The sequence below is a fragment of the Ochrobactrum sp. RH2CCR150 genome (assembly GCA_014138095.1).
Taxonomy (GTDB): Bacteria; Pseudomonadota; Alphaproteobacteria; order Rhizobiales; family Rhizobiaceae; genus Brucella; species Brucella gambitense.
The window spans coordinates 1-12,672 of the sequence record JACGXE010000021.1 but is presented as its reverse complement, the minus strand read 5'-3'; the positions used below and the strand labels follow the sequence as shown (position 1 = coordinate 12,672).

The following is a 12,672-nucleotide window of genomic DNA, read 5'->3' as shown; positions in this document are numbered from 1 at the left end:
TGTTTAATTTAAGGGAGGCTAAACGCAGTTCAGTAGCGGAAAAAGAATTGAAATCGAGCAGTCATTATAGGAAAATCCTTTAATGATATCGCTTCGCCAACTCCACTATTTCGTCACTTCCGCCGAGGCTGGCAGCGCGACGGGCGCTGCCGAAAAGCTTAACGTTTCGCAGCCCTCCATATCGGCGGCAATCCGCGATCTGGAGCGGGATCTCGGACAACCGCTTTTTGAGCGGCGGCAGGCCAAGGGGCTGGAGCTGACACCTTTCGGCAGTCGCAAGCTGCAAGAAGCGCGGCTGCTACTGGCGGGTGCTGAAGATTTTGCCGTATCGGGCAAGGGCGAGGGCGCAGCGCGGCTGACGCTTGGCTATTTCAGCACGCTGGGTCCGGTCTGCATTCCGGGCATATTGGGCCATTTGAAGCAGGTGTTTCCCGATATGCGCGTGAAGCTGCGCGAGTTCGATCTGGAAGGCATGGCGCGAGCGCTCGAAAAAGGCATTGTCGATCTCGGCATCACCTATGATGTGGGTCTGCCGGAGACGGTCACATGGGAAACCATGCTGTCTTACGCACCGCATGCGGTGCTTCCGCCGGATAGTCCGCTGGCCACAAAGAAGAGCGTGACCCTGGCCGAACTGGCGCGCTATCCGTTCATCCTTGTCGATCTGCCGCTCAGTCGCGAATTTTTGCTGGTGCCGTTCTGGCAACAGGGTCTGTCGCCCAATATCGTGCTGCGGACCACATCGGTGGAGATGGTGCGCGGCATGGTGGCGAATGGCCTTGGCGTGTCGCTGCTTTTCACGCGGCCCGGCCATGATTTCAGCCATGATGGACGAAAGGTCGTGTGCCTGCCAATTGAAGACGAAACGCTGCGCCAGCGACTGGTGCTGGCCTATCCGAATGGTGGGCCTGCCACCCAAACGGCGCGGGAAGCCATGCCTGCAATCCGCGACTGTTTTGCCGCACGGTCATTTCAAGCGGGGCCAGAAAGCGCTGATTGACAGTGACCGAACGTCACCTTATCGCAGGGGATAAAGCCGGTGCGAACTGGCGGGGAAAATGGGGAGAATTTGCATGTCGTCGACTATCCGGGATCGGCTGGAAACTGTGCTGGCGCGGCTTGAAGCCCGCAGCGATCACGAGCGTGTTTTCAGCAAGATTTATACGGAGTGGGCGCGGGCGGAAGCAGATGCCGCCGATGCGCGCCTTCAGGCGGGTCAGGCGCTCGGTCCGCTGGATGGCCGCATAGTTTCGATCAAGGATCTCTTCGATGTTGCGGGTGAACCGACGCTGGCAGGATCAGTCGTTCGGCGTACAGCTGCACCTGCGATCAAGGATGCGACAATTGTGCAGCGTCTGCGCGATGCGGGCGCGGTGATCGTCGGCAAGACGCATATGACTGAATTTGCGTTCACGCCGGTTGGTCTCAATCCGCATTATGGCGAGCCGGGCAATGCCGTCGATCCGACGCGCATTCCGGGTGGTTCGTCGTCCGGTGCGGCGGTCTCGGCGGCTGAAGGTACCAGCGAAATCGCCATCGGATCGGATACGGGCGGCTCGGTGCGCATTCCAGCAGCCTTGAACGGTATTGTCGGTTTCAAGCCAACGGCGCGGCGTATTCCGCTGGATGGCGCTTTTCCACTGGCGCCGTCGCTCGATTCCATCGGGCCGCTCACCAGGACCGTGGCCGATGCCATTTTGACCGATGCCGTGATGGCGGGCGAAGCGCCGGTTCTGCCTGATGCTGTGACGCTTTCCAATCTGCGGATTGCGGTGCCGAGGGGCTACCTTCTTGACGCGATGGAACCGGATGTGGCTGCGCATTTCGAAGCGTCGCTGGCGTCGCTCGAAAAGGCAGGCGTGAAGCTTGTCGATATCATGCTGGATGATCTGATCCAGCGCTGGCGTGAGGCAAGTACGTCCGGATCAATTGTCGGCATTGAGGCAAGCCGTGTTCATGCCGACACATGGCTGCGCGACCCTGACGCCAATGTCGATCTGCGCGTGAAGCGTCCGCTATCGGTGCGCCTGCAAGTGCCGGACGAGACTTATCAAGCCATGGTGGCAACCCGAAATCAGCTGATCCGCGAGATGGATGAGCGGTTGAACGGCTTTGATGCATTCGCCACGTCTGCCACGCCGATTGTCGCGCCGACGATTGAGTCTGTCAGCCACGACGAGGACGAATATGATCGTGTGGAAGGACTGACGCTGCGCGACACGCAGGTCGGCAATCAGTTCGACCTGTGCAGCATCACGCTGCCGATGCCGGGCATGAAGCTGCCGACAGGCCTGATGCTGACCGCACGCGGCGGCACCGACAAGCATCTGCTTGCAGCTGCTCTGTCGGTGGAAGCTTTGTTAAGCTGAAAGCTTTGCCGCTTCCGCCTCACGGCGGATGCGGGCGACCATGGCGCGCAGACCGTTTGAGCGCTGCGGCGTGAGATGCTCGTCAAGGCCGAGCGTCTTCAACACGCTTTCCGGCTCGATGGCGAGGATTTCCGAAGCTCGTTTGCCGGAATAGAGCGCAAGAACAATGGCGACGAGGCCGCGCACGATATGCGCATCGGAATCGCCCAGAAACTCGATCACTGGGTCTGCACCGCTATGCGGCATGGTCTTGAGCCAGACCTGACTGACACAGCCCTGAACCTTATGTTCCGCATCGCGCGCGTCGTCCGGATAAGGCGACAAATCTTTGCCGAGATCGATGACATAGCGATAGCGATCTTCCCAGTCGTCGAGAAATTCGAAGTCGGACATGATGCTATCGATTGTGGTCGTCATGATACTCGCCTGAAATGCCATCTTTGCGGTGTTGTGCCGCTTATATAGTCATGAATGGCGGCGAGGTCACGGGAAAGATCACTGTTTTGCAGGGATCGCGCCCGTGGTCCGGCGATCCAGCGCCCGCAAGGCCGCCGCACGTGAGGTCGGGATCGGGATGGTGCTCAAACCGCTTGTTTGAGAAGCGGGTTGCCCGGACAGGATTTCGGAGACCGTCATTTCGGGCTTTTCGGCGACGGCTACGGGTTGCGCATCAACAGGCGCTTCCTTTTTGTTACCAAAACGCTGGCTCAGATAATCGAGCATCTGGCCGCTGCCCTTGAGCAAACCGCTGCCAGCGCTGGAAATCAGCGACGTGCCATTCTCGCAGAAACTCGGATTGTCCACGCAAAGCTTGCCGATCTCGATGGCCGTTTTACCATTGGCCAAAAGCTGATCCACGGTGCTCCGCTCACCGTTCGCAACACCCTGTGCCTCACCGCGCGTCTGTGTAACAGCAACAGGCTTTTCGGCGCTTTTGTTTTCCTGTTCCGCTGGGAAAAAGCGCGGCATTACAATGAATGCCAGCGATAGCCAGAATGCGGATTTGATGAGGAAACGGATCATGGCCTTGTTGCTGCTGCACGCCTTTAATTAATCGAACAATGTCGCCAATGTCCGATGAAATCGAAAAGATTCCGTAACCGCGCGATTCGCAATTCTGTGATGTGTGGGTTGCGAGGCGGAAGATTGTGCCATCTTCGCGCTTTCGTACAAGCGATCGCTACCCTCTGTTTACCATAGGTCGAAAAGCACGGCCCTGATGATGCTTATCTGCATTCATGGGCATCGTTTTATCGTTTCCTTAAAGCCTCACCTGCAATCTGATCATCGCCGGGAATGTTCCCTTCAGAATGTTGCCGGCTGATGAGTATGTGTATGAGTTTGAGTGAGTAGGGCACGTTGAACGCCATTCTTTTGAAAGCAGCTAAGACCGTTCGCACTGGCGTGCAGACGCTCGGCCGTTTTTACGAACGTTTTTGTCGCCGCTGGGTGATCAAGCCCGATGCGACGGCCATGCGCGTTGTCGGCTCGGTCATTGCCGTGCCGGTGCTGCTTGTCGCTGCCGTGCTGGCATCCGGCCTTGCGTCGAACCCGACAGAATTTGCCATTCTTGCTGCCAGCTTTGTCGGTATGGCGATGATTTTCTGCGCTCTCTCGCTGATGGGATTGAGCGCTGCCATTCTTGGAACATTGAATTTCACCGCCTATGGCGCTGGGCTTGCTACCATTGGCATGGTCTCCAGCAGCGATGCCGCCTTGTGGCTGATGGCAACCGCCTTGCCGCTGGAAATCTGGCTTGTCAGCCGCAAGCCTGCCGCCGCAATTGCTGGCGCTGCTGCGGCCCTTGCCATTGTCAGCGCTTTTGCGGCGACGAGCGGCGGCGTGATCGCCGGTGGTTCGCTGGCATCCGTCACAGTGCTGGTTCTTTATGCAGCAAGCCTTGTCGCACGCAGCGTGGGTCTAACCGTCAAGCCGCAGCATAGCGAAGCTGTCGCACCCCAAGTCGCTGTTGCCGAAGGCGACGTGCAGTTCGTGCTCGATGCAGAAGGCGTCATCGCATCTGTTGGCAACAAGACCGCAAAGCTGCTTGGCATGCAGCCAAAAATGCTGGAGGCGACAGCACTGGTCGACCGCGTTCACGTAGCCGACCGCGTGCAATATCTGTCGCTTCTGGCCGATCTGCGTTCAGGCATCGCGTCCCGTTGTGTCGATATTCGTTTGCGCTCCATCGAAGCGGGCAGCTCGGTTTTCCGCGCCTATCGTCTGGAAGGGCTGAATGCCGCTGGCGTAATCACGTTGGTCGGGCGGTCGCTGGAAGGCGAACAAAAGCTTCTGGATGAAATCGCAACCTTGAAGGCCGAGCTGGAATCGGAGCGCGTCGGCAAGGGCCGTCTGCTTGCTTCGGTCAGCCATGAACTGCGCACGCCGCTCAATTCCATTATCGGCTTTTCCGACATGCTTTCGCATGGGGTGGGCGGCCAGCTCGCCAATGAAAAGCATCGCGAGTATGCCGGTCTGATCCACCAGTCGGGGCATTATCTGCTGGAACTGGTGAATGCGGTTCTCGACAATTCGCGTCTGGAGACCGGCACTTACGGTATTGCGCCGCAAAGCTTTGCCTTCCGCGACGCGGTAGAAATGTGCACCTCCGTGCTGCTGCCGCAGGCAGAAAAGAAGGGCGTTGCCTTCTGTCATCGCGTTGGCACCGGCGTTGGCGAACTGACGGCTGATCGTCGCGCGGTGCAGCAGATCCTGCTCAATCTGGCGGCCAATGCCGTGAAGTTCACCGAGACCGGCGGTTGCGTCACCATCGACGCCGCCCGTGTCATGGCTGACGGTCGCGCCATGCTGGAAATCAGCGTTTCGGACACCGGCATCGGCATCGAGCCGGAAGACTTGCAGCGCATCGGCATGCCTTTTGTGCGCGCCGACAACAGCTATACGCGCGCGCAGGAAGGAAGCGGCCTTGGACTATCGGTGGTCAAGGGCCTTGTGGAATTGCATCAGGGATCGATGAACCTCAAGAGCTGTCCCGGCGAAGGCACGGTCGTGACCGTCCGCCTTCCGGTGGCGGGTCCGCACTATCTCGCGGGAGATGACGAACAACAGGAACTTGGCACGGTGATAGACATGCACCGTCACCAGGGAGAAAGGCGCAATGACTGGCAGAACGACGAAGACCGGGAGCAGAACCCAGAGCGGGTCGCAGAACAGATCCACACGCAGACCCGCAAAACAGCGTAGTCTGGGGGCGCGGCTCCTTAAATTCTTCTTCAACTCGGCCTCGGCACTGGCCATCGTTGCCGGTGACTTTGTCGTGCGCAATCCGGTTCTGACCGGCGGGGCGACGGCGTTTCTCGTGGTGATGAGTTTCGTTTCCGCCAACGCGCTCTGGTATCAGCCGGAGGCGCACAATGCCGTGTTCTTCCGCACAAGGCCCGATTTTGTTTTCAAGCCGACGCCGCGTGCGGTTCTGCCGGGCAACGCCGCCGCCAGTCAGCCGGGAGCAAAGCCCGTCGAGACTGCAACAGTCGAACTGCAGCCTACCGGCAATACGACCGCGCAGGGCGTGAGCGATGCCGACCTGTCGGCAGATCGCATGCATGTCACCGCGACGGACGATATGCTGCCAGCGCTCGCACCCAATGCCGATCTGGAGATCGCCCGCCTGCAGCAGCGTCTTTCCATGCTGGGCGTTTATAAAGGCCCGGTCGATGGATTTACCGGCCCGCAGACCCGTGAGGCTGTGGATCGCTGGCGCGCCTTGCAACAAAAGCTCGGCGTGCAGCAAGCTAGTGTTCCAGCACAGGTCGAAAGCCCGACGCCTGCTCAACAGGATGAGGTTGCCAGGGCTATCGAAGTGGTGGCCGTGCCGACGCCGCGTCCGCAACTATCCGAGCAACCGGCTGTGTTGAAAAGCGAGACGCCTGCAAAGACGAAGCCCGATCTCGCAGCCTATCAAAAACCGGTTCAAAAGAAGGAACCGACTGTCGCTGCGGCAGGCCCGGCGGAGAAAATCTCATCGCAGGATATCATCCGCGTGCAGGCCGGGCTGAAAGCTTTCGGCAATGATATGGTGCCGGTCAATGGCCAGCAGGGCAAGGCGACGGAATCCGCCATTCGCGAATTCCAGAAGCTGTTCAACCTGCGTCAGACAGGCGAAATTGATTCCACGCTCATCGCCAAGATGCGTGAAATCGGGCTCATCAGCTAGAAGCATTTCCAGCAAAAGTGAGAAGCGGTTTTGCGTCGGATAATGCGTAAGAAAAAAGTATTTACGCGACCATGCGACTGACATCGGATTTCTGGGTTTCTGCATTGATCCGCCGGGTGCAGGGCGAGGACGGCTTTGCCTATCTTGCCCGGCGCGGATCGACGGAAGCGGGCGCGATCTTCATCAAGGTCAGCTCACGTTTCGGCAGGTGCGATCTTTATTCGCCCGCGCCGCAGACGTCCTATGAGGAAGACAATGATGGCGAGCGCAAGTTCCTGCGTATTCTCCACGATGCCGACGACATGGCGGCAGGCGACCGGATGCAGCGGGAAATCCGCTTCGATCCTGACCTTTGGCTGGTCGAACTGGAAGATGTGGCTGATGCGTCTCTGTTCTTCGCCATCGCGTAGGACGGCGAGACCTTCTAACTTTACTTGACGAGCCGGTTATCCGCAGCGGGTGCATCGCTATTGGCGGCATCCGCCAGCGGCTCGTCATCATCGGCCATTTCACGCAGTTTGCTGCGCAGCATGGCTGACATATCCTCGGCTTTCCAGCGGCGCACGAGCGCCATGGCTTTTTCCCGGTCGATGGAGCGGTAGATATGCACGAACTCGCGCAGGCCGTCGCGGTCTGTGTCGATGGTACCCAGAACGGCGGTCATCACCAAAAAGCATTCGGCGGCGGGCAGGCCAAGCGCCTTTAGCGCGATAGGCAGATGCGATTCCGGCCATTTCCCGATAACGGCATCGGCGCGCTCAAACGACAGATCAAGCGCATCAGCCAATGCATTGCGGAAAAACTGGCTGTCGATCAGAAGCGAGGTCTCGATCAGCCGGTCGGAACCGAGCAGGGTTCCCGCATTGAAGAATGGCTGCTGCAGCGCACGCGCCAGACGTTCCGAACTGCCGCCGCTCATCAAAGGCGCTTTGGCTGCCGACAGATCGGGAATTTGCGGTTTTTCAAGCGGCTCGGCTTCGATGTTCGCAAGGTTGTCTTGCAGCGTCAGCGTGCGGTCGATCACCGAATCGGCGAAGCTGCGCAGCACGCCTTGCAGCAGAATGTCGCCGGACTGGCGACGGGCAATGGCGCGGGCATGGGCAAGGCCGTTTTGGCCGATAAGATCGATCAGGTCGCCCGGCCGCAACAGCGGCGAGCGCAAAAGAATGGGGGCGGAGATTTCCACCGGCTCGGCGGCAAGTGCCAGCACGACGCGGCGTGGGGCTTCTTCCAGTTGGGAGAGGGCATTGGCCGCATGACGCTTGCCGCGTGTGGTCGCGCATTGCAAAAGCGGCATCACCAGATCTTCAAGCTGCTGCATGTCCTGACGACCGGGGCGCGTGATACCGGCAAACGCAGAAATAGCGGCCGCCAAAAGGTCGTCCGCCTTGCTCCCCGCTTTTGAATTCGACGGGCTCCGGTTGCCTGAAATTTCCTCCAGGGCGCGGAACTGATCATTTGTCACGCAGAATACTCCGGTAGGCATACACTCACTGCCATCAAGGTCCCCGCAATGGTCAGCACACCGGATAATAGGCACGAAGCCTTAGCAACTCATTAACCGTGCCGCAGAAGATTTGGGATCGCGGCAGGCCGCATTCAGCTGCCCTCGAAAGGTGCACACTGGGCCGCGTCGAAGAAGCGTTGCACCTCTTCTTTCCAGGTCGCATCCGGCATGAAGACACGCAGAACGGCGGCACCTTCGCCGATATTCTGCTCAACCGCCAGAGACTGCGCATCGATCTGCGAACCGTCCGCCTTGAGGCTCGCCATGCCGACAGGGTCCGCGATGATGAGATCGAGCTTGCGCTCGTTGGAGACGTTATCGTTGATGCTGTAGAGATTGTCGCCGTTTGGTGCATAGATCGACAAGGACCAATAGGGGACAATGCCCGTGGTGGTCATATGAACGGGCCCATCCGCCAGATCGAAGCGGCAGGTCGCTTCCTTGACCAGCGGGTCCCGGTCGCTGACCGGGCCTTTCTTTTCATCAAGTGCAAAGAAACGATAGGGGGTCGTCGCATTTTCAATGCGCGCCCAGGCATTCGTGTCCGAGTAAACCGGAACGAGCAACAGGACACAGATGTGGACGATGGCCGCACCGACGAGACCAAGCAGGATGAGGCGGATGAAACTACCCATGATTGCTATCCATGGCAGTCATCCCCTGTGCGCACAAGGGCAGGCATGACGAGATCAGACAGGCCCGACGAGCTTGCGGCGGGCGTGTCATAGAGCGTCATGGCGAGAACGAGCCCGCCATGGCCTTCGACGGGCAACCAGTTTCCGGTGCGGGCATCGGGGCCGATGGTGATGGAAACGCTGCCGTCATCTTCATACAGGACTTCCTGTGAATGAAGTGCTGCTTGCAGGCCATCACGCGGCCTGATCGGGTTGAGGTTGGGTGCCGCCGGATAGATCGTCCAGAACCGCGCCGGTGGCGTGGCTCCCGTCAGGCGATAGGTGCAGCCGCGCTGCAAGTCGCGCCCGCTACTGTCGCGCCGGGCATAGAAGGGTAAGCCTTCCGCTGTGCCAAGCGCCAGATAGGCCTTGCGGGCCGAGCGAGCGCGGGAATAGGGGTCGGCATCAGCCGTTCCGTCGTCGGGAAACGCCGTCCATGCGCCAACCTGCAATTCCCCGAAACCGTTGAAGCGGTCGAGAATGAAATGGACGCTGAAAATGCCCCCGCCGAGCGCAATCGCCAGTACAAAAGCGGCTTTGAGAATGGTTTTAAGCATGGGTTGCGCGCTTATATCCTCAAAGTACTGAAATCTTGGTCCGCTCGGCAATCTTTGGCAGAGGCGGTGCGGCCATGAAACGCTCATGCAACTCCTTGAGAACCTTTGTTGCCATGGGTGAAAGAACCCGCGGCGGCGCAGCCATGGTTTCTTCCGGCTTGGCGTTGGCCACCTGCGGCACCGGGTTTTTCGGTGGCGCGGGGAAGGGCGGCGTCACGCCGGGTATCGGCTTCAGTTCGACGTTTTGATGCGCATAGGACATCATGCGCTGCCAGGCCATGGCAGGCAGAATGCCGCCGGTCATGTCCTTCATTGGCGTGAAATTATCGTTGCCGAACCAGACTGCTGCCGTGAAGTTGCCGGTGAAGCCGACAAACCATGCATCGCGATAGTTCTGGGTTGTGCCGGTCTTGCCGCCAACGCGCGTCATGGGCAGCGCGGCGCGACGGCCTGTGCCGCGTTCCGGCACCTGAACCAGCATCGAATTCATTTCAAAGGCTGCCTTTTCCGACAAGGCGCGGTGCGGCTTGGGCGCATCGCGGGTGAAATCCCACAGCACGCGACCGTCCGAAGAAACGATCTGCGTAAAGGCGTGGCGATTGCCTGCCATGCCGGCATTTGGAAACACATTGAAGCCGGTGGCCTGATCCATCACCGTCATTTCGGATGTGCCGAGCACCATCGTCTTATGCGATGAAATCGGCGATTCCACGCCCATGGCCTTGGTCAGCGCCACGACCGGCGCGGTGGTCAGATAATCCTTGGCAAGGCGCACCGGCACGCTGTTCAGCGAGCGCACGAGCGCCGTCGTCAGATCAACCCGGCCCGCAAAGCTGCGACCGTAGTTGCGCGGCGACCAGTTGCCCCAGCTGACCGGCGCATCCGAAACGATGGTGTTGGGTGTCAGGCCCTTTTCCATCGCTGCCGCATAGACATAGGGCTTGAAGGACGAACCTGCCTGACGCATCGCGCGGGTGGCACGGTTGAACTGGCTTTCGCCATAGTCACGCCCGCCGACAAGCGCGCGCACTGAACCATCATTGGCGAGAACGACGGTTGCAGCTTCCGCCACATTATATTCCTTGCCGAACTGGCGCAGGTGATATTCGAGCGACTCCTCTGCTGCACGCTGGATATTGCTGTCCAATGTGGTGCGAACGATCAGTGTGTGCTGCGGTATTTTCCCTGCGACGCGCTTGACCTCGTCAAAGGTCCAGTCGAGGAAGTAGTCAGGGCTTTCATTCTTGGCGCGGTCGATAACGCTTGCCGGATGGCGGCGAGCAACGGCGACCTGACCTTCGCTCAGGAAACCGCTTTCCACCATATTGGACAAGACGACATTGGCGCGTGCACGCGCGGCAGGCAGATTGACATGCGGCGCGAATTTGGCTGGCGCCTTGAAAAGGCCAGCCAGCATAGCGGCTTCGGCAAGCGAGACATCCTTGATATTCTTGCCGAAATAGAATTCGGAAGCGGCTGCAATACCGAATGTGCCGCCGCCCATATAGGCGCGGTCGAGATAGAGCTGAAGGATTTCCTTCTTGCTCAGATTGCTTTCCAACCACAGGGCGAGGAAGGCTTCCTTTATCTTGCGTTCCAGCGTGCGTTCGTTGGAAAGGAACAGGTTTTTTGCAAGCTGCTGGGTGATGGTCGAACCGCCCTGCACAACGCCATTGGCGCGCATATTCTGGCTGAGTGCACGGCTCAGGCCCCAGAAGTCGATGCCATAATGGTCGAAGAAGCGGCGGTCTTCCGTGCCCAGAACTGCCTTGATAACGTGATCCGGCAATTCGTCGATGGGGACGGCCTGACGGTGCAGAATACCGCGCTGGCCGATTTCATTGCCGTAACGGTCGAGGAAGGTGACGGCATAGTCATCCTGCGCGCGCCAGTCTTTCTTGGTCTCCTCGAAAGCGGGCAGCGCCAGCATGAGCAGCACAACGGAACCCGCAACGCCAAGCGTAAAGCCTTCGTCCAGAACCTCGACGACAAAACGCCTGAAGCCGCGCACGCGAAAGCGGCGCGAAAAGATGGTGATGTTTTCCCACCATTCGCCCAGGCGGAAATGCAGATTGTACAGGCCTGAATCGATCCAGGCGTCGAGACCAATCAGGCGTGAAACCCGGAAGGGTTTCCGCTGCTTTTTTCCGGAATCTTTGTCTGCCGTGTGACGCATAAACTCTGACTTCGGCACTAGAGAATTGGGAAATGCACTGAACTTGCTCTTTTATTATAGCAAACTAATAGGCCACGAGCCTAGTGGGTGGAAGTTGACGTTTGGTTGCCAGCCGACAAATGAGCAAAAATTTAATGACAATAGTGAAAAGCAAGCAGAAACATGAAGTTGCCCGCTAATTTATCATGCTGGCTTACAACATTGAGGTGAAGCCGCCGCTCGGGCGTGTCGATTGCTTAAGTGTCTGCTAGAATAGCGATCTTAACTGCTACAACACAAAATAGGAAAATAATCCTTGACTGCGTAACGGTATATGTGTAAGCATTCGGTATGGTCGAAGAAGTGTTGGCCCTGAGCAACGGTTGCCCAGAGCTAATTATTTGTAACCCCGCAGGCGCTCTTGCTCGCGGGGTTTTTCGTTCTGGGTATGTGGTACTGCACGTCTCCAGCATAAAATAAGCTCCTGCCGTCCATTGCAGATCGCGGCCGCCCGTTGCTTAGCACCGTCAAGAGTGTGGAAGCTCAAGGCGCTTGATCAATATTGGGGATTTTCATGAACAATTTGAACGATATGCTTGTTTCTGCCGTCGCATCGACATGGTTCGTCAAAGTGGCAGGTGCAGTTGCAGGGGCAGTGGTGTCACTTGTTTATACTTTTCCCCGAAGCAGACGGGAGATGGGCGCTCGCTTGGTCGTTGGTGTAATATGTGGGGTAATTTTCGGTGGTGCGGTTGTGGAGTTGCCCCATAAAAACCGGACATTTTCAGGATTGAGCATTTCGGCTCAGGAACTCTCGTGGAGATTGATATCCTAAAGCCTTGTGCGGGTGAAGATTGTTATAGTGCTCGAACCATGATGGCAGTTGAGCCATGACAGTTTCGGCGTCCGGCGTCGGGTTGATCCGGACATAATCGCGCTTGAATGTTTTGACGAAAGCCTCAGCCATTCCATTTGACTGCGGGCTGCGCACTGGTGTTCTGCACTGTTCCATACCGATATCCCGGAGCAGGGACGCGGTGTTTTTCGCAATGAAGCATGAACCATTGTCGGTAAGCCACTGGATGGGCTCTGCCAGCATATTGATGCGCCCGAAGCGGTTTTCTACCGCCGTGATGACAATATCCTGTACATCTTCGCTCTTGATGCCTTCTGTCGTGGCCACATGAGCGATTGCTTCCCGGTCACAGCAGTCGAGCGCAAATGCAACGCGGACCT

At 58.3% G+C, this 12,672-nt stretch carries 13 protein-coding genes; 6 read left to right on the top strand and 7 right to left on the bottom strand.

Going from position 1 to position 12,672, the window contains the following annotated elements; all coding sequences use genetic code 11:
* Positions 1 to 82: 82 nt before the first annotated feature.
* Positions 83 to 1,000: a LysR family transcriptional regulator gene (locus FHW03_RS24005; protein WP_182522955.1), complete on the top strand. Its 918-nt coding sequence runs from the start codon at positions 83 to 85 to the stop codon at positions 998 to 1,000.
* Between the two features lie 73 nt (positions 1,001 to 1,073).
* Entirely contained in the window at positions 1,074 to 2,369 is a 1,296-nt protein-coding gene (locus FHW03_RS24000) for an amidase (protein WP_182522954.1), read from the top strand.
* Here FHW03_RS24000 and FHW03_RS23995 read toward each other — a convergent pair.
* Together FHW03_RS23995 and FHW03_RS23990 are read right to left on the bottom strand one after the other, a co-directional pair.
* Positions 2,361 to 2,786 carry a SufE family protein gene (locus tag FHW03_RS23995; protein WP_182522953.1) on the bottom strand — a complete coding sequence of 142 codons (426 nt, stop codon included), beginning with the start codon at positions 2,784 to 2,786 and terminating at the stop codon, positions 2,361 to 2,363. The genes FHW03_RS24000 and FHW03_RS23995 overlap by 9 nt on opposite strands.
* Positions 2,787 to 2,864: 78 nt before the next feature.
* Positions 2,865 to 3,392, bottom strand: coding sequence for a hypothetical protein (locus FHW03_RS23990; protein WP_182522952.1), 528 nt, complete (start codon positions 3,390 to 3,392; stop codon positions 2,865 to 2,867).
* Positions 3,393 to 3,728: 336 nt separating this feature from the next.
* On the opposite strand from FHW03_RS23990, the gene FHW03_RS23985 reads away from it, so the two are divergent.
* From FHW03_RS23985 to FHW03_RS23975, 3 genes are all read left to right on the top strand, one after another.
* Complete coding sequence (locus FHW03_RS23985) at positions 3,729 to 5,573, top strand: HAMP domain-containing sensor histidine kinase (protein ID WP_182522951.1); 1,845 nt, start codon at positions 3,729 to 3,731, stop codon at positions 5,571 to 5,573.
* Positions 5,488 to 6,543: a peptidoglycan-binding protein gene (locus FHW03_RS23980; RefSeq protein ID WP_182522950.1), complete on the top strand. Its 1,056-nt coding sequence runs from the start codon at positions 5,488 to 5,490 to the stop codon at positions 6,541 to 6,543. Before FHW03_RS23985 ends, FHW03_RS23980 begins: the two co-directional genes overlap by 86 nt.
* Before the next feature lie 71 nt (positions 6,544 to 6,614).
* Entirely contained in the window at positions 6,615 to 6,953 is a 339-nt protein-coding gene (locus tag FHW03_RS23975; RefSeq protein ID WP_182522949.1) for a DUF1491 family protein, read from the top strand.
* Positions 6,954 to 6,973: 20 nt separating this feature from the next.
* Here the strand turns inward: FHW03_RS23975 and FHW03_RS23970 are convergent, their stop codons facing one another.
* From FHW03_RS23970 to FHW03_RS23955, 4 genes are all read right to left on the bottom strand, one after another.
* Positions 6,974 to 8,008, bottom strand: coding sequence for a DUF2336 domain-containing protein (locus FHW03_RS23970; protein ID WP_182522948.1), 1,035 nt, complete (start codon positions 8,006 to 8,008; stop codon positions 6,974 to 6,976).
* Positions 8,009 to 8,142: 134 nt separating this feature from the next.
* Entirely contained in the window at positions 8,143 to 8,685 is a 543-nt protein-coding gene (locus tag FHW03_RS23965; RefSeq protein ID WP_182522947.1) for a hypothetical protein, read from the bottom strand.
* Between the two features lie 5 nt (positions 8,686 to 8,690).
* Entirely contained in the window at positions 8,691 to 9,281 is a 591-nt protein-coding gene (locus tag FHW03_RS23960) for a DUF1214 domain-containing protein (protein WP_182522946.1), read from the bottom strand.
* Positions 9,282 to 9,300: 19 nt separating this feature from the next.
* On the bottom strand, positions 9,301 to 11,457 hold the full coding sequence (locus FHW03_RS23955) for a penicillin-binding protein 1A (RefSeq protein ID WP_182522945.1): 2,157 nt from the start codon (positions 11,455 to 11,457) through the stop codon (positions 9,301 to 9,303).
* A gap of 553 nt (positions 11,458 to 12,010) precedes the next feature.
* Here FHW03_RS23955 and FHW03_RS26170 point away from each other — a divergent pair.
* Positions 12,011 to 12,271, top strand: a complete 261-nt coding sequence (locus FHW03_RS26170; protein WP_377515630.1) for a DUF6107 family protein — start codon at positions 12,011 to 12,013, stop codon at positions 12,269 to 12,271.
* Here FHW03_RS26170 and FHW03_RS23950 read toward each other — a convergent pair.
* The coding region (locus FHW03_RS23950) for an integrase core domain-containing protein (protein WP_182522944.1) at positions 12,221 to 12,672 on the bottom strand (452 nt) is incomplete at its 5' end. The two genes, FHW03_RS26170 and FHW03_RS23950, sit on opposite strands and share 51 nt — an antisense overlap.